Genomic DNA, 24,777 nt, shown 5'->3' with positions numbered 1-24,777 from the left:
GATATTTTAAAACGAAAAATGTTTAAAAAATAAAATATTAAGTTGGTTTGCTTTGCTTATTTTATTGTTTTGTCATTCATTTATTGCTCACTATTTTTAGCTTAAGCTGCTTAAATACTTGTCTGTTAAACCAAAGTATTTCGAATTACCGTCAGATTCTAATACAAGACTCATGCTTGAGGTTGCGATTAATCTTGGGTCATTTGTTGAGAATAGTACTGTTTTATTGAGTAACTTATCACTAAAAAGGCGATTAAAGTAATGAGCATTTTCTTGCTCTGCACCATTAAAAGGTTCATCAATAATAATTACGGACTGCTCACAAGCCCCTAGACCAAGAGCAAGTCGGAGTTTTTGTTGGATACCATTTGGTAGGTTTCTGCACTTGTCTTGACTTAATTGTGTGTCTAATCCTTCAGGTAGCCATTTGTCTAACTCAAAGAAGCTAATTATTTCGCTCATCTTTTTTGTTGGGATTAGCCCGTTATGAAGAATGAAATTAGCTTCTAATGAGCCCTCAAAAATATGTAAGTTGAACGGAATATAGTTGATTGATGTTCTATAGCGATAGTTATTGAATTGCTTGATATTGTAGCCGTCAATTGATACTGCACCCTGATAACGATCTTCTAATCCTGCGATGATGGAGAGCAGTGTTGTTTTACCACAGCCTGTTGGACCACAAATTACCACTTTAGCTCCCGGTGGGATTTTGAACCCTAAGTTGGTCAATCCTGTCGCTGCTCCTGCGTATCGGTGAGTTATTCCACTGCCAATAATCCCCCCCTGAAATGAACGAATTGGCGGGCTTTTTTCAAGTGAGAGCTTATCGTCATTCATTGACATTAAATTGTTGATTTGTGCTGAGGATGCTTTGATTGATTGGAATTTCGAAATGGAATTATAGATGCCCATGATAGGACCAAGAGCTTTCCAAACCAAAATAACAGTGGCAAGCATGGCGCCCGCATCGGAGGTTCCATCCATTACGCCAATTACTGCGGTGACAATACTGGCGGTACCGATAACTTGGATAAGACCACCACCAGCAGCTTGAATTTTACTGTTGGTTACTGCGACGTTTTCAGCGTCATTAGTACTTTGCATATGGGAAGCACTAAATCGAGATTGAACAACTCGCAACAATGGTAAACCTTGAATAGTTTTGATACCTCGAAGTATTTCGTTCCATTGATAAGAGACCATTGCATTGGCTCGTGAACTCTTTGATGTTGCTTGTGAGTAGATATAGCGAGAATACACACAGAAAGCGAGCATCAAGACTAATCCCCCCATCACAACTAATGCCGCGGTACCTGACATGATGGCAATTGCGATGATAAATACAATCACAAACGGCATATCAAAATAGCTTAGCGTTGATTCTGCGGTAACTAGGCGACGGAATGTATCGATGTCTTTTAAACGAGCTAATTGTGATGACACCCCAGCGGTAGAGGTCATGGCATAGGGCAACCAAAGTAGTTTAGATATTACGTTCTGAGATATATGTACAGCTAAGTCTTTACCTGAGGTGGCGATAATATTAACTCGCATCTTTTTAAAAAAGTATTCTGAAAAACCGATAATGAACGCAAACAGAGTTAACCAGTAAAGCGTTGCTTGAGAGCTAGAGGTTAAGGCAAAGTTGTAAACACTCATGATGAAAAAAGGTTGGAGTGCTCCTAATACACTAATCACAAAACTCAGTATGATTAGGCTTTTTAGTTCGTTAGTGTATCGATAAAAGGCATATTTAACCCAGTTACTTCTGTCTTGAGATTCGGGTGGTGGTTCACGGAATAATCTGGAGTATTCGCTGATTGACACCAATACACATGCTTTATTACATAGTGGATATTCGATGGTGTTGTTATTGATGTAATCAAAGAGGATCAGTTTTCCATCTTGCGTACCTAAATAAATTGCGGTGAGATTTTCAATTTCAATAAAGCAAGGGTGGGGGTGAGCTTCGATAGTTTCTAAGGTCTTGAGTTTCGTTGTCTCACAGCGGTAGCCAAGGCGCTCCATTGTGGCGATAAAGCTGTCGTTATCTTTTGATTTTGAAATAAATGCATCACTTAGGATTTCAGGGGTCCCTTCCCATTCTAAGGCGATTAACGTATAAGCTAAACCGTGAATTAATGGAGATTGAGCATAGCGCTCGTCATAACTTGGCGAATCAAAATCTTGTAGTCGCTGAATGATATTACTGAAATCGACTAAAATACTCATTGGTTGCATCCTGAGAGTTTAACACGCTTAAGGCGATGATTGAGCTTGTCTATTTTATTACTGATGATAATGAAGACTTTATCGCTTGCTCGATAAGCAGTACTGGTGAGTATCAGTCGTGCAAAATCATCATCGTATACACAGTCTATGTCGTCGAAGATTAACACTTGTTTATTGGCAAGTAGAGCGCGTACCAGTAAAAGTGCATAACCGACTTGGCGTGAAAAAGGGTTTCTCGTATGACCTTTAAGCTCAGTGTAGAAACCAGAAGGTAGAGCATCAATTTGGGTTTTGATGTTCATCGTTTCACATAAGGCAAAAGCAGTATTATTGAGACTCGGACGAAAACAAGTCAGATTATCAATGATTGTACCCTCGACAAAAGAGCTGGTTTTATCAACCATTAATACACTATTACGCCAAACGTTATAATTGATATTAGTGAGTGGAATATCATTGATTAAAATATCGAGTTGTTGACCTGCAGTTTGGCGAGTAATGCAGTTTGCTAAATGTGTTTTGCCGCTGCCACTTTCTCCTGTAAGCAGATATGCCTGTCCTCGTTCAAACTCAATTCGTTGTTTTTCTGAATATTTTACCAAGATATGTTCAACTTCGGTGGTTGCATGTTGTTGGTCGACTGATGCGGCTAGCTCTAAGAGTTCTGCGATACGTTGAATTTGCAGTTTATTTAGTTTCCAGCGGCCTATAGTGCGCATTACCTGTTGATAGGGGGCAAAGTATCGGTTGGTGAGCATAATGATGGCGGCCATGATACCTTGGCTTGATTCCATATTGATGACAGCTATCGCTAGAACAACAACAACACCTGCAATAGAAAGCTGTTGAATGAGTGCTAAGATCAAATTGAAATTCGACTCGATTTGTTCGTATTTGATGCTTTCAACTTCTCGTTCTTCAACCATTTGAGTCATTAAACTTTCGACTCGGTATTCCATGTTTCGAGCTTTTATATCGAGTGGGCTAGAAATGATTTCGATGATTTTGGATGTGGTTAAACCTTCGATATCAGATTTATTCTGCAAGCTGTCGATTTTTTGCTTAGAAAGCATTAAGGCAAAAATGAGTAACACTAAGGATGCAGCCAGAAGCGTTAAACCAGCCCATACGTTGATGACGCCAATTAGTAGAATGGTTATGACACTGACAGAAAGGTTAATTATGGCTCGAACAGACTCACCACCAAAAAATGATTTAATTTCTGGAATAGTTGCGATTCGCTCTAGGTATTCTCCAGATTCTAGGTTTCGAAATTTGGAAATTTCCGCTAAGCAAATGGATTGAAACACCTTGTTGGTTAGGTTGGTTTCAAACTGCTTCATAATGACCGATGAGATTTTTTCTTCTTGATTCTTAATATGATAATCGAGAAAAATGGAGAACAAGATAATAGCAAACAGTAAGAATAAGGTATCTTGTGATTGATTTGGTAATACGCGGTCAAAAATGATCAGGATTGAGAAGGGCAATACCAAAGCCAATAGAGTTGAAATGACCGTTGAGAAGACAAGGTAACACTTATCCGCAAGATTAATTTTTTGCGAAAACAGTTCAGTTTGCATTTAAGTCACCATTATTTTTCGTTCCATTTTTTGTACTGCTTTGATTCGTTCTGTTAGTCAGTAGGTGCTTAGGAATTAAATCTTGTTTATCTCGTCCCTCAATATCACCCATTAATGCCATGATACGTTCAATTGATGAAATGGTTAGAATCCCTTTGATCTGTTCAAGCCTAATGAGTTCGATAATGTAATCGTAACGCGCACTTTCGTAGTCTCGCAGCGCACTAAATAGTTTGCTTTCAGCAGACAGTAAATCAGTGATGGTTCGAGTACCTAATTGGTAGGCACGCTGTATGCCTTTATAGGAAGAGTAGTTAGCGCGAATAATATTTTCATAACTTTCAATTGATTGAGAGTAATCATTAATGTTTAGAACAGAGTTATTAACGTCATTGCGAGTAGAGAACAGAGAGTCTTGATAAAGCAGCTCGGTTCTATCGATAGCTGATGATGACTTTTGGTAATCGTAGTAATCAGAGCCCCCGGATAGAATTGGTACCGCTAAATTAAGTTTTACGTTTGATGAATTACTTTCACCAGTCGCACTTGGGTCGGCTCTGTCATAATTATTTGTATCATCGTGTCGGTAGTTCGCTGAAAGAGAGACGGTGGGTAAGAAATTTGAGCTGCTTTCTTTAAGTGCTCTACGGCTTCGCTCTACGGTTTTCTTTGCGATTAATAAATCGTTATTGAGTCGCAAAGCTTGTTCGAGAATCGCGCGTTGTTCTGAGTCACTTATTGCTAACAAAGGTACACTTTCATAAATGTCTTGTGAGGGGGTAATAGGATACTGAATTTGAATTGAGAGAGTATTAAGAATGACACGACGATCTTTTTGTAGCGTTCTTAATCGATTTGCAATCCCTTCTTTTTGAGCTATCACTTCGTATAGTTCACTCGCTGCGGTATTACCTAACTCTACATTTCTTTGCATCTGACGAGTTCGGGTTTTTGAGGATTTGAGTTCCACTTTAGTTGCTTTAATTTGAGCATTGTTTTTAAGGTATTCAAAGTACTGAGTTGCGATTTCTGAAATGGTACTTTGTATTTTATTTTGGTGTTTGATTTCTTCAATATTGAAATCAAGTTTAGCTGTACCGTATTTGAATATATCACCAAGGTTAAATAAAGTTTGTGCTAAAGAAAGGCTATAGCTGTTTGAGTTGTAGCTGGATGTAGTGTTTGCTTCTCTAGTTAATATGGTTTCATTTTCATTCCATGCGGTATCGGCTGCACCGTTAAGTGAAGGTAAAAACTTAGAGCGGCTAATACCAATGTTGTTTTGACTCTCTTCAACGCCTTTGTTACTCGCACGTAAAGATAGATTGTTTTCAAGGCCGAGTGTAACTGCCTCAAGCAGGGTTGCAGCCGTTGCTAAAGGGGCTATGTTAAGTGCTAAGACAATGAATACACTATTAGTTAAGTTTTTGTACTGCAACATACTTATTGATCACCTTTATGATTTCTTCGTTTTTATAAGGCTTACTGATCACGTAATCCATCCCTGCTTCAATACAGGCTTGATGTTCATTACTGCTGGTCAATGCGGTTGCACCTATTATCGTACAGGGTTTTTGGTTGTTTTTTTGTTCGTATTCACGTATGCGTTTTGTTGCTTCCATGCCATCCATACCTGGCATAATACAGTCCATAAAAATAATATCTGAGCGATGCTTCATGAAGTGCTCTACGGCATCAGCACCATCATTTACTGTCTCAGGGTCATATTCTTGTTTCACTAAGATCCGTTTTAGCAAGAACTGCTGAACGCGATCATCTTCGACTATGAGGAATGAGCTATTTCCCAATTGATCTTCTGTTGCTTCTGCTTCCATAATTGTGAGTAGATTCGGAATAAACTCATGGGGAATAGCGGGTGAATTAATAATTTTATCGACGAAGTTGTGGCTCTCTTGCGCTTGCTTTGTGTTGGTCACTGATAACAATAATTTGGTGTTAGGGTGGTTACGCAATTGTGATTTAACTGTTTTGCTGAGTGATGGAAGTTTGTTTGATTCAAAGGTATCGGTAAGCATAACTGCGTCATATTCACCAAAGGTTTTTGCTAACGAAAACAGTTCATTTGGTGTTCTTACTGTTGTGATATCTAGTCCTAAGTTACTTAGCATGTTTCTCATGATATCTATTCGTAACTGAGAGTTGGCACATAGAAGCAGGCGCTTATTATCGAAGCGTGTTTTTTCTGTGTAGAAATTTTTTGCCTTGAGATCGAGTTCAATTTGAAACCGTTCTTGATTGCCAGATTGGAACCAACGGCTTTCATAGTGTCTGTCATCGTTCAATAAATTTTTTGCTAAACTGTCTTTGTTCGTTGAATACTCTTTGTGATCACTCCAATGAAGTTTATTCAGTTTTGCTAGCGGTATATCTAGTGAAGTTAGAAAATTAAGGTTAATAGTTAAGCGTGTGTTTTCGATATCAAGCGCTGCTCCTGATTTGATGGTAACTAATAGTTTATGAGTGGCTTTCAATTGGATCGCATTGGAAAGTTGTAAAAACAAAACCCAGAATAGGCTTGTAGACTGACCTTCTACTCGGTTAGGAAGGTTATCGGCGAAGAAGCAGTCTAATTGACTTTCGTTGCGTTGTACTTTTGAACTTAAATGAATCATAAGTTCAGACAGTAAACTTAATAGCGAGAAGTCTTTGGCTTTACTTTCCGTTCCTTGTGATATTAATCGGTTATAGTTTTCGGCTAATTCTGAAAGAGTATTTGCCGCAGAGGTAATATCTTGTGCCATTAAGACCCCGCTTTCGTCAGTTTCTTGGACAAGGTATTGAACGCCTCCTTGAATGGTATTAGTGATACCTCTGATTTCATAACCGATTAATACATATAGCTGTTTATAAAGGTCGTTATTACGTTTTTGAGCTTCTAATTTGGTAAATTTTTGTTGTAGGCTTGAATAAATACGGCGTTGTTTTGGTGCGGTACTGACGTCATTCAAAAGTGCGTTGAGCTTTTCTAAATCTAAGTTTTCTAATTCATTAGCTAAGTTATTTAGTTCTAGATCAACAGCATGTTTATTGGTGTTGGACTTTTTAAGTTTAGATACAGCAATAAGATTGGAAATGATGGCAATAAGGGCTAAGCAGATAACGACAATGGTCAGCCAAATAAAGTATTGGTTTCGTTCTACCATAATATTGTTAGCGTGATTACTAAACATAGTTTGGTAGTTCTCATTTAATTGGACCAAATTGGTAGTAAGAGCAAGGTATAAAACCTGTATGTTGCTCTCTGTAATAGAGTTGTTTTCAAATCTATTAATAGCGAGTTCAAGTTGTATGTATTCAGTAGCGCCAACAAGACTGAATTCAGTTTTATTTAAGGAAGCGAGAGACTTAAATTCATATAAGTCATTTTTGATCTTACCCAGTGTTAATGTATTGATATTGCAATCTAGAAGCGTTAAACACCTCTGAAGCATATTGATGTTAGTTTCTATTGTTTGATTAAGCTTCTTAGCTTGTATTAACAAAGGGGCGCTTTGTACTTGTTCCACAGTATCGGAGCGAGACCATGAAATAAATAAATAAATGGCGAGGGCAGCTAGCCCTATGCTAAAAGCTATACTTAGACGAATAACAGGAATGATTATGTTATGTGATGTTTTAACTTTCACACATTACCTCTCATCGAATGCATTTTCGATAGCTGACATAACAGGTTTTGCAGCGTATTCGATAACTCGACGTGAGCCAGTTTTTACATCTGCAGTAAATTCCATATAGGGTGAAAGTTTGTATTGAGTGCCTCCTCGTTCGAGGTAATTTTGATTAATTTGAATTTCTGCTAAGTAGAATTCAGCGTCTTCTTCTTCATAAGAAGATCGGCTTATTGAAGCAATTCGTCCGTCTAAAAAACCATATTTAGCAAAGTTATAAGTGTCCATTTTGACTTTGACCGTTTGACCTATTTCTACAAAGCCCATGTCTTTACGCGGGATCTTAGCTTCGCCGTGTAATGTGTTATTAATTGGTGCAATGTCTGCGATACTTTCACCCGGTGGGATAACGGCAGAGTGAAAATTGAAGTGAACTTTATCGACAACACCATTGATTGGAGCATACACAATGAGTCGATTAACTTTATCTGAGTGTTGAGGAAGAAGAATGCGTTTCAGTTTAAGGTCTTTATTCGTTTGAATAATTTGTGCTTGATATTCTGAATTACGATTTGTGACTAGGTCATGGTGTTGTTTCTCAAGTTTATCAAGTTGGAAACGTTCATTCATAATGGACTCGTCGAGGTTTTCAATTTCTCGTACCATGTTAGATTCTTGAACTTGCATACTCAGAACATCGACATAAGAGGCCATTTCTTCTTTATACAGAGTCTTTTTGATATTAAGTTGTTTTCGGATCAAAGAGAGTTGATTTTTAGAACTTATTCGACGCTTCAGCATTGATTTAATTAGAGAGTTTTTGTGTTTAATATCGTGAGTGATGAGATCTTCGTTTGACTGATTTTTAGAAAATTCTTGTTTCCATGTATTAATATTTATCTGTGCGAGTTCTGGGTATTTATCTAGATAGGAAGTGAAGTCAGGTTCTTTCATATCACGTAAACTTTCGTAACGCAGTTTATCTAGCTCTAATTGGATAATTTCAGTTTCTACGGTATCAAGTTGTGTATTTCGGTCGAGTGAACGTATACGAGCAATAGGTTGCCCTTCATAAACTACGTCTCCTTTTCTGACTAACATTTCATCTAGAATCCCCCCTTCTAAATGTTGAACTTTTTCAACATCGGATTCCAACAATAACTCCCCTCTGACTGAGACAACAATATCGATACGAGCCTGTGAGGCAACGGCAATAGAAATGATAGAAACAAGAAAAATGATTAACAAGGTTTTATGCACACTCGTCATCGCACTCGCAAGGACAATGTTGTCGTCTGCGGTCACATTAGATGACTCGTTATTAGATACGAGTGCTTTTTTTAAGTGGTGTTCAATTTTTTTGTTATTCATGATTCATTCTATTCATTTGCTGTCTTGAAGTAAGCGCTTAGGAAATTGTCATATATTTAGATTTGAATTTTTCTCTCAATATTACCTAAATATCTAAGTTATAGGATATTTAGTTATTTTTTTCTAATGGATTATTTTAATTATTACTACAGTGCAATTTTCTTTTTAACCTATGGTAGTTCAGCAAATATAACAAGAATTTATTGTGGTTATTTTTAATAAGTTTGATTGAGATTCAGTATGAGAATTTAATTAATTAAAAAATTGATTTTTGAAACTTTTATCCTTTAATAGCTTTGAGCAGGGTTAATTTTGCTTTTAATTAAGGATAGTAAATATAAAAACATCTAGCGTAATTAATATAAAACCCATCAGTTGGAAATGGAATCGGAGGCTGTAATGGCAGGTGAGAATCAAAATAATCAAAATCTTAATGAAGCTGTAGAGCAAGCGGAAACGGATGAGGCTAGTTCATCTTCACAACAGCAGAATCAACAAAATCAGCAAAACTCTATTGCATCTACCATCGCCACCGGTGCTGAAAATACTGATATTGCGGATGAAGTTAATCAAGCGATGACCGATGATCCAAGTGGTGCTGGTGCAAATGATGACTCTGAATCTGGAGAAATTGGTGGAGCTGTTCAGGAAGAAGGGACTCCTAATAATGAAAGTGGGGATGCTGAGCAATCTAATGTTGTGGGCGGAGCTGCTGAAACTGCGGATGAAGAGACTGCTTCAGGTAGTGGTGGTTCTACTGATGGAACAGGCGCTCAGTCGGTAGGTGGTGATGTATCTGGTGCTGGCTCAGGAACTGATGCTGAAGGAAATGATGCACAAGCTCAAACTGCTCAAACCTCTGCAGTTCAAAGCAGCCCTTCTTCTGATACAGAAATGTCACAAGGTGTTGATGATTTTGATTCCGAAACTATTGAAGAAACCTTTGCAGTTGATGTGCAAGAGTCAAGTGATGTTACTGTCTCTGAAGTGGAAGACGACTTTGACTCAACGACAATCAGTGAAACCTTTAAAATTCAAGTTGAATCTGAAAATGATGCTGCCGTTGTCGATGATGTGGCGTATACGATCCAAGAAGATGGTTCACTAACCTTTACTGATGAACAATTATTGGTAGGAGCTTCGGACATTGATGGCGATGATCTAATTGTTTCTGATGTCTCTTATTCTGGCACTGACGGTGTGTTTACTGATAATGGTGACGGAACTTATACCTTTGCACCAAATGAGAACTTCAATGGTGATGTTGATTTAAGTTTTTCAGTTAGCGATGGCATAACCACAACGGAAGCACACATTGATGTGACTGTTGATGCGGTTAATGATATCCCTGTAGCAGGTTCAACTACATATACTATTAATGAAGATAGTGTACTTACCTTCAATGAGTCTCAAGTTCTTGCTAATGCCTCAGATATTGAGGGAGATGTATCACTTGTTGGTATTAATTACGATGGCCCTGATGGGGTCTTCTCAATTAATGGTGATGGTACATGTAGTTTTGCACCCAATGAAAACTTTAATGGGGAAGTACAGTTAAGCGTTACTATTCAAGATGAAGATGGTGCGACAGTAGACACCGTTATCAATGTTAATGTTTTACCAATAAACGATGCTCCAGTATCGGGTGACTTGGCGTATAGCGTGGACGAAGATGGTTCAATTACCTTAAGCCAAGAGCAGTTACTTGCTCAAGCGGGTGACGTTGATGGCGATGACCTATTGGCATCTAACCTAACTGTTGACGGTAATGCGACAGTAACAGCAAATGATGACGGTAGCTTTACTATTATACCCGATGCGAACTTCAACGGTGATGTTGATATTCAATTTAATATTACTGATGGTACTGATACGGTACAAGCAACCGCAGACCTTACCGTAAATCCAATTAATGACTTGCCACAAGCACAAGATCAACAGTTCACCATTGAAGAAGATGGCACATTACTGTTTACCGATGAAGATCTACTTGCTGGAGCATCGGATATTGATGGTGATGAACTGTCGATTGAAAACGTGCTCTATACAGGTGCAGATGGTGTTCTTAGTGACAACGGTGACGGTACTTACAGCTTTGCACCAAACGAGAACTTTAATGGTGATGTTCAATTCTCATTCGACGTTTCTGATGGTACAGACGTAACCCCTGCTGTCATCGATGTTAGAGTAACGCCAGAGAACGATCCGCCAATTGCGGGCTCAACGTCTTACACAGTGCAAGAAGATGGCCAAATCACTATCAGTGATGAGCAGTTATTAGCGAATTCTTCTGATGTTGAAGGTGATGTTGCTCTATCAAGTGTTAGTTACACTGGTGATGACGGCTCATTCGTTGATAACGGTAACGGCACATACACCTTCATACCAACTGAAAACTTCGACGGTGGCATTTCACTGGATGTTGTTGTCGTTGACGAAGATGGCGCTACTGCAACTACCACAGCAGGCATTGATGTTATTGCTGTGAACGACGGTCCTGAAACGTCAGGTATTCAGGCTGAAATCGACGAAGATAATTCGATCACCATTACTCAAGAGCAGTTACTTGCGAATGCGACCGATGTTGAAGGTGATGAGTTAACGGCGTCTAATCTTCAAACCAACGACCCTGACGCGACGATTGTTGCTAATGACGATGGTTCATTCACTATCACGCACACTGAGAACTTCAATGGCGAATTGGATTTCACCTATAGTGTGAGTGATGGCGAAAATGAAGTTCTGACCACACTTGATCTAACCGTTAATCCTGTCAATGATGCGCCAGAAGCAGGCGAAGAGATCTTCATTCAAGCACAAGAAGACCAAACGGTTGGTGTGACGCTTCGTGAAGAGCCTGCACTGCGTCTAGATCAAGCGCCAGAAAATGGCATTATCGAAGTGAATCTTGATAATGAGTGGGTAGTACTGGAAGTTGGACAAGAAGTCCCTGCTGATACAGAAGTACGCTTTGTACCAAGTGAAGACGCTTTAGCGAACGGTACGCATACTACACAAATTGGTACCTTCGATGATAATGCGAGCGTGGACGACTGGGGTACAGAAGTTGACCCATACACTCGCGAGTTCTCGGATGGCGATTTAACGGTTACGGTGAAAAGTAACGATGATCCGCTTGGTGCGTGGAATGGTAATACGCACATTGGTCATGGTATTGGTGATACTGACCGTCAAGGGCTGAGTGGTAATGAGAAACTGACGGTTTCCGTTCAAGGACAAGACATCAATGAAATCAGCTTCCACCTCGATGGTTTGGGTGGTTGGTTCATGGAAGAGTCGCGTCACTTTACGGAAGTAGAAATTCGAGCTTTCAACGACGATGGTGAGTTAATCGATTCGATGACTTACCATAAAGAAGACCGAAGTGATTACGAGACCGACTATACCCTTACGGTAAGTGAACCAGTGTCTTACTTTGAACTTGGTACCGTACAAGGTAACGGTACTTACGTGGTTCAAAATATGACGGTATCGCAAACTTGTGATGATGAAGCGGTGTTTACTTCAATTGGTATTGATGGTTCTGAAATTACTGAAACGGTAGAATTGAATATCCGCGCAGGTGATAACGAAATCGAGTTAACGGCAGATCTTCCAAATATAACTGTTGATACTGAAGATTCAGCTCAGTTTGCTTCTGTAATCATTACCGAAGAACAATTACTAGCTCAAGCGTCAGATATTGATGGTGATGATCTTGATATTCAAAATCTAGAGCTGGTGGGTGAAAACTCAGAGCATGCAACACTAACAGATAATGGTGACGGTACTTGGACAGTAACACCGGATGAAAACTTCTACGGTGAAATCGAGCTAGGGTACCAAGTTAGTGATGGTGAGCTAACTGATGACAACATCATTAATATCAATTTCGAGTCAGTGAATGATGCGCCAATCGTTTCTGGCCCGATTGTACTATCGACAGATGAAGATCAAGGTATCACGTTCAGCGCAGATGATTTGTTGGCGAACACCACAGATGTAGAGGGCGATACGCTATCTATTTCTGACATCACATACGGTGGTGATGACGGTGATTTAGTCGACAATGGTGATGGTACATTTACTTTCATGCCGAATGAGAACTTCAACGGTGAAATCGACATCGACTACAAGGTGTTCGATGGTACCGATGAAGTAGCAACGCACCTAGACCTAACGGTTGTACCTGTTAACGATGTTCCAGTTCCAGGTGAACCGCTACACACCCAAATGCTTGAAAACGGTTCCATGATCATCGAAGCGAAAGACCTATTGTCTGGTGCGACCGATGTTGATGGCGACATTCTCCATGTCGAAAACCTGATACTTACAGACCAAACGCAAGGTACGCTAACAGATAATGGTGACAACACATTCACCTTCGAACCTGCTGAGAATTTCTATGGTGAGGTGAACCTGAGCTTCGATATCAGTGACGGTCAAGAAAGCGCACCAAGCACTGCAAAAGTCGACGTTGAGATTGTCAACGAAGGTCCTGAAGTGAGCGGCCCAATTGAAGCTGCGGTTGATGAAGATGGCTCAATCACCATTACGCAAGAAGACTTGTTAGCGAACGCAACGGATATCGATGGCGACAATCTTGAAGCCGTTAATTTAGCAACCAACGATTCAAATGCGGTTATCGTAGAAAACTCCGACGGCAGTTTCACTATCACACCAAGCGCAGACTTCTTTGGTGAGATTGAATTTACTTACGATGTGACAGATGCTATTGAGACAGTTGCAGCCGACCTTAACCTAACCGTAAATCCAATCAATGATGCCCCAGACGTGCCTGACATGTCTTTCGCTACGGAAGATGGTCAAGCGATTACTATTACCGAAGCTGAATTACTGGCACAAGCGACAGACGTTGAAGGTGATGAACTGTCAGTTGTGAATGTAACGAGCGCAAGCGACACGGTAGAAGTCACAGACAATGGTGACGGAACATACACATTAACACCAGAGCAAGGCTTCTTCGGTAATGTTGACTTAGCGTTTGATGTGAGCGATGGCACTGATGTGGTTGCCGCAAACATCGACCTAAAAGTTGAGTTCGTCAACGATGCGCCAGAAGCGACACCGATGGTGGCAGATGTCGACGAAGATGGTTCAATCCTCGTTACACAAGAAATGCTGTTGGAGAACGCGAGCGACCAAGATGGCGATGAGCTATTTGCTTCTTCGCTTGAAACCAATGATCCGAACGCCAGCATTGTAGACAATGGTGATGGCACGTACACAGTGACACCTTCTGAAAACTTCAACGGTGATATTGCATTCACTTATGAGGTGAGCGATGGTGAGCTGAGCACGTCTAATGATATGACATTGACCGTGAATCCGGTGAATGACATTCCAATTGTTGCCCCAGGCATGTACCACATCGAAGAGGATGGCAGCATCCTGTTCACTCAAGAAGATCTGTTGAGTGGTGCGATTGATATTGATGGCGACGACCTAAGCGTTACTAGCATCAATTACTCTGGCGATGAAGGCACAGTCACCGACAATGGTGACGGCACGTTCAGCTTCGTTCCTGAAGAGCACTTCAGTGGTGATCTGCAGTTCAGCTTTACGGTAACAGACGGTACGGATGAGGTTGAACAAGACCTTAACGTTCATATTGAAGCAGTCGCGGATGCGCCGGATCTTGTGATAACCGATGGCGACGGCGTTAACGTTGATGACCAAGCTATTTTGGTTGAGCCAGGCGGCATTGTTGAACTGAACATTGCGGCGGCACTGGTAGACCAAGATCTATCAGAAACACTGACGGTAACGGTAGATGGTGTTCCAGAAGGCTCGGTTATTCAATACGATAATGAAGGCGTTCTGAATGACCAAGGAAACGGTATCACCAGTTACAACGACACAGAAATTACAGTAATGTTTGAAGGTGAAACGGCAGGTTACCAAAACGCAGCGGGTTACTACAAAGTCGATGAAGACGGCAACATTACGGGTGTTGAAGTTGTTTACGAAAACGCGTCACAAGTTGGCGGCGGCGGTGACCTTGTTCCAGGACAAGACCAGTTCAGCTTCCAAGTTGAAGAAGGTGAAAGTTTCAATCTGTTCTTGATTCCAAACGGACATCAGCACAATGACTTTGACGCGATGCAAGACGGTCAGTACGAGTTCCGTGCTGAAGATGGTTCACCTGCGAACATGGATACGGTTGATCCTCAACTTGTATTTGTTGCTGCCGATGGCACTGAAACTGTAGTTCAAGGGCAGAATGGTGATGCGATCTTCCATGGTGGTTCAAGCTCTCAGCTAAACCAAGATGGTATCGAGCATACTCGCACGACGGTTAATGAAGATGGCGAGCTCGTTTACGGATTTGAAGATTTGTATGGCGGCGGTGATGCTGACTATTCAGACTTCAACTTCACAATTGATGTCGGTGAAGTGAACAGCCAAATCTACAGTGGTGAAGTGACGGTTGGCCCTGATGGTACGGTGAACTTACCAACAACGGCTATCGAAAATGCGCTACAGATCCAGTTACCAGAAGACTTCAACGAACAGCTTGAAGTTCATGTAACTGCAACCGCAACAGAGTTATCGAATGATGATTCTGAAACGGTCTCTCAAACCATCTACATTAACGCGACAGGCGCGCACATTGAGCACGCACCTGAAGCACTTCCTGTTGCAGCAACAGTAGAAGAAGATGGTTCTATCACCATTACGCAAGAAGACTTGTTAACCAATGCTCGTGATCTCGATGGCGACCAACTGACAGCTCTGAATTTAGCAACCGATGATGAGAGCGTAACTATCACAGATAACGGTGATGGTACGTACACATTAACGCCAGATGCTGACTTCAATGGCGATGTTAGCTTTACGTTTGATGTGTCTGATGGTGATGATGTTGTCTCTACCAACCTAGAGCTAACAGTTTCACCAGAGAATGACGGTCCTGAAGCGCAAGATCAAGCCTTCACAGTAAACGAAGATGGCGTATTAACCTTCACTGACCAAGACCTACTAACGGGAGCTACGGATGTTGAAGGTGACACACTAACGGTTGAAAGCGTGACATACACAGGCGCTGACGGTGTGCTTACTGATAATGGTGATGGCAGCTACAGCTTTGCACCTAACGAGAACTTCAATGGTGATGTGAACTTTAGCTTTGATGTGTCAGATGGTACAGATACAGTTCAAGCCAATATTGATGTGAGTGTAACACCGGAGAACGATCCTCCAGTGGCGGGCAGCACGTCTTACACGGTTCACGAAGACAACTCAATCACCATCAGTAACGAGCAGCTATTAGCTAACTCTTCAGATGTTGAAGGTGAAGTGGCGATTGATAGCGTGACTTACAGTGGTAGTGATGGTGTACTTGAAATTAATGGTGATGGAACATACACCTTCTCTCCAAATGAGAACTTCAATGGCGAAGTTAGCCTAGATGTTGTAGTGACGGATGAAGATGGTGCGACTGAAGCTACTACTGCAGGCATTACTGTTCTTGAGGTGAATGATCCGCCGGTTGCAGGTCCAACGTCTTACACAATTGATGAAGATTCTGTACTGACATTTAATGAATCTCAAGTACTGCTTAACGCGTCAGATATTGAAGGCGATGTTGAACTTGTTGAGATTAACTACGATGGTCCTGACGGCATCTTCTCAATTAATGGAGATGGTACATGTAGCTTTGCACCGAATGAAAACTTCAACGGCCAAGTGCAGTTGGATGTAACAATTCAAGATGAAGACGGTGCTCAAGTTGATACTTACATTACGGTAGATGTCTTACCAATTAATGATGTACCAGTATCGGGTGACTTGGCTTACAGCGTTGAAGAAGATGGTTCAATTACCTTAAGCCAAGAGCAGTTACTTGCCCAAGCATCTGATGTGGAGGGGGATGACTTAACGGCTTCCAACTTAATGGTTGATGGTGATGCGACAGTTACCGCTAACGATGACGGTAGCTTTACCATTACACCAGATGCGAACTTCAACGGTGATATTGATCTAACGTTCGACATCAACGACGGTGCAGACACTCTTGTTGCTACCGCAGACCTAACGGTGAATCCAGTTAACGATTTACCACAACCGCAAGACCAAACGTTCAGCATTGGCGAAGACGGTATCTTGAATTTCACAGATGAAGACCTGCTAACGGGTGCTACCGATATTGATGGGGATGACTTATCGGTTGAAGGTGTGACTTATACAGGTGCCGATGGTGTGCTTACTGATTATGGTGATGGCAGCTATAGCTTCGCACCAAACGAGAACTTCAATGGCGATGTCAACTTTAGCTTTGATGTGTCAGATGGCACAGATACAGTTCAGGCCAATATTGATGTAAGCGTGACACCAGAGAACGATCCTCCTGTGGCAGGCAGCACGTCTTACACGGTTCACGAAGACAACTCAATCACCATCAGTAACGAGCAACTATTGGCTAACTCTTCAGATGTTGAAGGTGAAGTGGCGATAGACAGTGTGTCTTACACTGGCAGTGATGGTGTGTTCCAAGACAATGGTGATGGTACATACACCTTCTCACCAAATGAAAACTTCAATGGTGAAGTAAGTCTTGACGTTGTTGTTACCGATGAAGATGGTGCAACCGAAGCGACTACAGCTGGAATTACCGTTCTTGAGGTTAACGATCCACCAATCGCAGACTCAACGAGTTACTCAGTGAATGAAGATGAAGTTATCACCATCAGTTCTGAACAACTGTTGGCGAACTCCTCAGACATTGAAGGTGAAGTGGCGATTGATAGCGTTAACTACACTGGCGCTGACGGTATCTTTACTGACAATGGCGATGGAACGTTCAGCTTCGCGCCAAACGCAAACTTCGATGGTGATGTAAATCTTGATGTAGTGGTGACAGATGAAGACGGTGCGACAGTAGCCACCAGCGCAAGTATTGATGTTCTTCCAATTAATGATCCACCAGTATCGGGTGATTTGGCATACAGCATTGATGAAGATGGTTCGATTACTCTGACTCAAGAGCAGTTGCTGTCTCAAGCATCTGATGTGGATGGCGATGATCTGACCGCAAGCAACTTAAGCGCAGGCGATAATGCAACCGTTGTTGATAATGGCGATGGCACCTTTACGGTAACGCCAGATGCGAACTTCAATGGCGATATCGACCTAAGCTTTGATATTTCGGACGGCACCGAGTCGATTGTGGCGAACGCCGATCTGACGGTAAACCCAGTCAACGACTTGCCAACGACATCTGATGTTTATGCGAACGTTGATGAAGATAATGTCATCACTATCACGCAGGAGCAGTTACTTGCGAATGCCGCTGATATTGAGGGCGATGACCTTGTCGCTTCCGACTTAACCTTAGTGGGCGACGATGCAACGATTGTCGACAATGGCGATGGCACGTTCTCAATCACTCCAAGCGAAAACTTCAATGGCTACATCGATGTTGCCTACAGCATCAGCGATGGCGACACACCAATTGCCGCTAACTTAGGCTTAACCGTTGACCCAGTTAACGACGCGCCAATTGTTTCTGCTGATGTGGCGATAACCATTGAAGAAGACGGTTCATACACCATTACTCAAGAAGAGCTCCTACAATTCGCGACTGACATCGAAGACGATGACATGACCGCAATTATCGGAGAGCAGGGCGATGAAACAACCGTAACCGGTACAGTGTTGGATGCTGAAACTGGCAATCCAATCGCAGGTGCGGATGTTACGCTAACCGACAACGCAGGTCATTCTTACACAGCGGTGACCGATCAATCTGGTAACTACTCTGTGAGCGGTCCAGTTGTTGACCAAGGTACCGTTACGATTGAACAAGAAGGCTCAATTACTAGCAGCTTCCTAGTTCCAGCAGGCGAAGATACCAATGGTGGCGTGACTGCAATATCTGAAGTCCTTGAAGAAACAGATATGCGTATCGTGGTCACATGGGGTGACAGTCCACGTGATATGGACAACCACCTATGGCTCTACGATACAGAGAATGGCAGTGAGCTAGACCATATTTACTATCGCGACATGAGCCATGATTTGGGTGAAGGTAATGTCGTTCAGCAAGATGTAGATGACACGAATGGCGGTGGTCCTGAAACCATCACTATTCCAAATTATCAAGATGCTGACATGCACTATTCAGTACACAACTACACCAGCAGAAGTTGGGATGTAGATGGTGTTGAAGATGTACAGGTTCAGGTATTTGTTGGCGATACATTGGTTGAAACCTTTAGCCCTGATTTATCTGAAAGCCCATCGGGTGACCACTGGCATGTATTTGATATCGTGAACGGCGTTATTGTTCCAAGCCAAGATGTAGGCAGCGAGAATGCGTTTGATTTACCAACGGCAGAAGAAGCGCTCGCGAATGAAAACGGCATTGATATCTCTGAATTGCTAACCGGCGAGGAAGGTGATGATTCTGGTGAAACGGGTGGTAACGAACCAAGTGTTGGAGATGTTTCCATTGAGAACGCTCTTATCACTGACAATGGTGATGGTACTTACACCATTACACCGGAAGAGAACTTCAATGGTGAATTCTCGATTAGCTACAACGTAGACGATGGCAACGGTGGGGTTACTCCAGCGGAACTAGACGTGACCGTAACAGCAGTTAACGACCTTTCTGTAATTTACGACCACGACTACACCATTAATGAAGATGGTTCGCTGACCTTTACCGATGAACAGCTATTGGCTGGTGCAACGGATATTGATGGCGATGACCTTTCTGTCGAGTCGGTTAACTACGAAGGTACAGACGGTGTGTTCACGGATAACGGCGACGGTACTTATACCTTTGCTCCAAACGAGAACTTCAATGGTAATGTCGACCTAACTTACGATGTGAGTGATGGTACAGATGTTGTATCGGCGAATATTGATGTTCAAGTGGTTCCAATCAACGACGTACCGGTAGCGGGTTCTACGACTTACAGTGTTGAAGAAGACGGCAGTATCACCCTAAGCGATGCACAACTTCTAGCGAATAGCTCGGATGTTGAAGGGGAAGTGTTTGTCAGCGATGTAAGCTACAGCGGCACTGATGGTGTATTCACTGATAATGGTGATGGTACTTACACCTTTGCTCCAAACGAAAACTTTAACGGTGACATCAGTCTTGATGTCTCTGTTATGGATGAAGATGGCGCAACCGCTGAAACAACCGCAGGTATCGACGTCATTGCCGTTAATGACTTGCCAGTTGCAGGTTCAACGACCTACAGCGTTGACGAAGATAACGTGATTACCATCTCTGAAGCACAGCTTCTTGCGAACAGCTCAGACATTGAAGGTGATGTATCCGTTAGCGACGTTTCCTACTCAGGCGCAGACGGTATCTTTACTGACAATGGTGATGGTACTTACAGCTTCGCACCAAATGAAAACTTCAACGGCAATGTCAGCCTAGATGTCACCGTTGCAGATGAAGACGGTGCAACCGCTCAAACAACGGCGGGTATTGATGTTATCGCAGTCAACGACGCGCCAGTGTCAGGTGACTTGGCTTACTCAGTGGATGAAGATGGTTCAATCACACTAAGCCAAGAGCAGCTGCTTGCTCAAGCATCGGATGTGGACGGCGATGATCTTACCGCTGCCAACCTAACCGCCGGTGATAACGCGACCGTTACGGCAAACGATGATGGTTCATTTACCATTACCCCGGATGCTGACTTTAATGGCGATATTGACCTAAGCTTCGACCTTTCTGATGGTACTGAAACGGTTGTTGCAACGGCTGACCTTACTGTGAATCCAGTGAATGACATCGCAGTTGTAGAAGATGTCGCTTACACCATTGAAGAAGACGGTTCGCTTACCTTTACGGACGAGCAACTGCTAGCAGGTGCTTCTGATATTGATGGTGATGAGCTTTCAGTTGCCGACGTGTCTTACACTGGCGCAGAGGGTGTGTTTACCGACAATGGCGATGGAACCTACACCTTTGCACCGAACGAGAACTTCAACGGTGACGTAAGCCTAGACTTCTCAGTATCTGACGGTACAGAGACGGTCGATGCTAACATCGACGTAACGGTAACAGACGTTAACGATGCACCAGTGGCAGGCGCAACGTCTTACCAAATGAACGAAGATGGCACCATCACATTGAGCCCTGAGCAGTTGATTGCTAATAGCTCCGATGTGGACGGTGAAGTGTCGCTTGATAGCGTGAGCTACTCAGGTGCAGACGGTATCTTGGTTCAAAATGAAGATGGGTCGGTAACGTTCGCACCAAACGAAAACTTTAACGGCGACATCAACCTTGATGTGACGGTTATTGATGACGACGGTGCAACGGCTCAGACTACCGCTGGTATTGAAGTTATTGCAGTTAACGACGCACCAGTGGCCGGAAACGTGGCTTACTCGGTTGATGAAGACGGTTCAATTACGCTATCTCAAGAGCAGTTGCTGGCTAACGCATCCGATGTTGATGGTGATGCACTAACCGCAAGCAACCTATCTGCAGGTGACAATGCGACCGTAACAGCGAACGAAGATGGTTCATTTACTATCACTCCGGATGCTGATTTCAACGGTGACATTGATTTGAGCTTCGATGTGTCAGATGGCCTTGAAACTGTTCAAGCTGGAGTCGACCTAACGGTTAACCCAGTCAATGACCTACCAACAGCAGAAGACCAAAACTTTACTGTTGAGGAAGATGGAACGCTAACCTTCACGGATGCAGACTTACTAGCAGGCGCTGCAGACATCGACGGAGATGACCTGTCTATTACGGACGTGTCTTACACTGGCGCAGAGGGTGTGTTCACTGATAACGGTGATGGCACTTACAGCTTTGCTCCAAACGAGAACTTCAATGGCGATGTAAACCTTGGCTTCACAGTGTCTGATGGCACTGAGACAGTCGATGCCAATATTGATGTGACCGTAACTGACATTAACGGTGCACCAGTGGCGGGTTCAACGTCTTACCAAATGAACGAAGATGGCACGATTACAATCAGCCCTGAGCAGTTGATTGCGAACAGTTCAGACGTTGATGGTGAAGTGTCGCTTGAAAGCGTGACTTACACTGGCTCTGACGGCGCATTGGTTCAAAACGATGATGGTTCTGTGACCTTCACGCCGAGTGAGAACTTTAACGGTGATATCAGCCTAGATGTGGTTGTAACCGACGATGACGGTGCAACTGCAACAACAACGGCAGGTATTGAAGTTCTGGCTGTGAATGATGGACCTGAGTCGGAGGATGTGAAACTAACCACAGCCGAAGATAGCACCATTCTTATCACACAAGACATGTTGTTAGCTCAAGCTACCGACATTGATAACACTGCAGATGAGCTGTCAGCATCTGGTCTACAAATCGACCCTAGCTTGGGTGAGTTGCTGGACAACGAAGATGGTACTTGGTCATTCACGCCAAACGAAAACTTCAATGGCGATGTGCCAATGACGTTTAACGTTAGCGATGGCCAAGAGACGATCTCAGTCGACGGCAACATCGACGTCACGCCAGTGAACGATGCCCCTGAAGCGCCTACGATTGAGATGCAAGGCGAAGAAGATGTGGTCATGGTGATTGACCCAGCTTACATCGCGGATCAAGTGACGGATTTAGATGGTGACGAGATCAGCATCGAAAGCATTACGGTTCGTGCTCCAGCTAATGCGACTTTAACTCAGCAGCCAGATGGCATGTATCACTTAGTGACTACTCAAGACTTCAATGGCTTGGTAGAACTGGGTTATCAAGCAACTGATGGTGAAGAGGTGGTTGATGGTTCGCTGAATGTGGATGTGATTCCAGTTAACGACGCTCCATTTAATGTCGGTAACGCAATGATGACCACAGACGAAGATGGCGCGTTCACCTTCGATGCTGGCGACTTGATGAACTTGTTCGGTGACATTGATACGGCTGACCTTGTGGTTTCACGCATTATCACCGCCGACGGTGAAGATGGCGGAGAAGTAACAGACAACGGCGATGGCACTTGGACATTCACACCAACGGGTGACTTTGCAGGCGTTTCAGACCTGCAAGTTGTCGTAAGTGATGGTGAGTTTGAAACGGTTCTCGATGTTCCTGTGTACGTTCGTCCTGTTGCGGATGGCGCGGTAATTACCACGGACCATGACGGTCCGCTAGTCTTCGGTGAAGATGAAACGGGTCACTTGGGACTGAACGTTGGCCTAGTCGACGACTCAGAAACACTAAGTAACCTAGTGATGACAGGTTTCCCTGTTGGATTCGAGGTAACCGATGGTGTGAACACCGTGATGATCACTGAGCCGGGTCAATACATCGACCTGTTCGACTGGGATATCTCAAACATTCAAATGACGCCTCCTGAAGACTTCCATGGTGAGTTCTTCGTAACCGTAAGCGCAACAACGGTTGATTACGGAGATGAGCCGGAAGCGTTTGAAGATGGCATCGATTCTGGTGATTTCGAAACCGTAGCGGGTGATTCCATCATCCTAACGGCGGACGACCTAATCGGTTTGGCTGAGAATGTGGATGCTGACTGCGATGATGAAGTGAAACTGGTTCATCTTGCCGACCGCAGCCAAGGTGAGATTGTCGATAATGGCGATGGCACTTGGACTTTCACTCCAGCACCAGGCTTTACTGGCGAAGCAGACATTGCGTACGTAGTTGATAAAGATGGCGTGCTTCATGATGAGCAAACTGGCGTAGTCGTGAAAGAAGGTGACTCACAAGAGAATGCAGCACCAGAAGTTGACAGCATCACGACGACGGAAATCGCAGCGGATGCAACCTTGTCGTTCACTGATGAAGACATGTTAGCGAATCTGAGCGATGCAGAAGGCGATAGCTTGAGCATTGAGTCAGTGAGCTTGATGGAAGGTCAGGGCGTAATTGAGAGCGATAACCAAGGTAACTATCAATTCACACCTGCTGAAGACTACACCGGTGATGTTCAAGTTGGATTTATAGCGACCGATGGCGAAAATCGCATCGAAAGCTTCTTCAATGTGGATATCCAAGGCGGAGATGAAGCAGCGGCGAGTGAAGGTTATGCCTTAGCTGATGATGGTTCACTAACTATCACGGATGCACAGCTGGTGGATGAGTTGGGCGTGAGTGATTCTGCACAAGTTGTTGATGTTGCAGACGCGAACGATGCTGGCTTCTTTGCCGAATCAGGTGAAGGTGAGTGGACTTACTGGCCGAACGAAGACTTCGATGGCAACTTAGCGATGAATGTTGAAGTTAACGACGGCGGTGAAGTATCAAGTCACAGCTTAAGCATCCAAGTGGAAGATGATTTAGTACAAAGTGATGAACCACAAGTCCAAGCTGCTCAAGCAACAGAAGAGCAACAAGTGGAAGTGGCTCAACAAGCTGATGACCAAGCTCAAGATGCTGAAACTGAAGACAGTACAGCAGATGTAACCGCGGCACCGGGCGATACCATCTCTATCTCGATTCCAGATGAGGTGAGTGGTAACGAATCGGTTGATTACGCTGATATGTCTGGCTTACCTGAGGGCGTAACTGTGAGTAACGCACTGGATAACGGTGATGGTAGCTTCACAATCAGTGGCAACCTAGAGCAGCCTGTATCCGTTGAACTTCCAGAAGGTTATGAAGGTACTAGCGAGATCCAATTCCAAGGTTACGACGAATTGGGTAGCTCAATAGACGGTGCTAGCGGTTCTGTTGAAGTTGAGGTCGATGATCAATACACCATGCAAGGTTCTACGCAAGAACAGCAACCAGACATGGCGGGTATGGAATCTGGTGGCAGCGACTGGACAAGTTCAGGTGGTCAAGACCAAGGTGTTGACTTCACGGACGACTCTGGAAGCTTCGATTCAGATTCTCAAGCAGGAACCGAGCATAGCGATGATATTGATACGTCAATTTAATTAAAATGATAAAAGAGTGGCGTAATGCCACTCTTATTAACTATGTAATCATTTGTTTTCGTTGTTTTATAGTG

At 43.1% G+C, this 24,777-nt stretch carries 5 protein-coding genes and 1 pseudogene; 1 reads left to right on the top strand and 5 read right to left on the bottom strand.

What is annotated here, in order from left to right:
- Nucleotides 1-96 precede the first annotated feature (96 nt).
- From HC728_RS16735 to HC728_RS16715, 5 genes are read right to left on the bottom strand one after another with little or no spacing between them, the layout of a single operon-like run.
- Complete coding sequence (locus tag HC728_RS16735; protein WP_190395783.1) at nucleotides 97-2,235, bottom strand: ATP-binding cassette domain-containing protein; 2,139 nt, start codon at nucleotides 2,233-2,235, stop codon at nucleotides 97-99.
- A complete protein-coding gene (locus HC728_RS16730; protein ID WP_190395782.1) occupies nucleotides 2,232-3,818 on the bottom strand; it encodes an ATP-binding cassette domain-containing protein in 1,587 nt (528 codons plus the stop codon). The genes HC728_RS16735 and HC728_RS16730 overlap by 4 nt, the downstream gene beginning before the upstream one ends.
- Entirely contained in the window at nucleotides 3,808-5,259 is a 1,452-nt protein-coding gene (locus HC728_RS16725) for a TolC family protein (RefSeq protein ID WP_190395781.1), read from the bottom strand. The genes HC728_RS16730 and HC728_RS16725 overlap by 11 nt, the downstream gene beginning before the upstream one ends.
- A complete protein-coding gene (locus tag HC728_RS16720) occupies nucleotides 5,234-7,465 on the bottom strand; it encodes a response regulator (protein ID WP_190395780.1) in 2,232 nt (743 codons plus the stop codon). Before HC728_RS16720 ends, HC728_RS16725 begins: the two co-directional genes overlap by 26 nt.
- A 3-nt stretch (nucleotides 7,466-7,468) precedes the next feature.
- Nucleotides 7,469-8,818, bottom strand: a complete 1,350-nt coding sequence (locus HC728_RS16715) for an HlyD family type I secretion periplasmic adaptor subunit (RefSeq protein WP_190395779.1) — start codon at nucleotides 8,816-8,818, stop codon at nucleotides 7,469-7,471.
- 939 nt (nucleotides 8,819-9,757) lie between these two features.
- On the opposite strand from HC728_RS16715, the pseudogene HC728_RS16710 reads away from it, so the two are divergent.
- A pseudogene (locus tag HC728_RS16710) lies at nucleotides 9,758-24,703 on the top strand (tandem-95 repeat protein); the annotation flags it as partial.
- Between the last annotated feature and the right edge of the window lie 74 nt (nucleotides 24,704-24,777).

The sequence above is a fragment of the Aliivibrio sp. S10_S31 genome (assembly GCF_014694495.1).
In the GTDB taxonomy this organism is placed as follows: Bacteria; Pseudomonadota; Gammaproteobacteria; order Enterobacterales; family Vibrionaceae; genus Aliivibrio; species Aliivibrio fischeri.
Note: the sequence above shows the minus strand (reverse complement) of the source record. Positions and strands in the feature narration are given on the sequence as shown.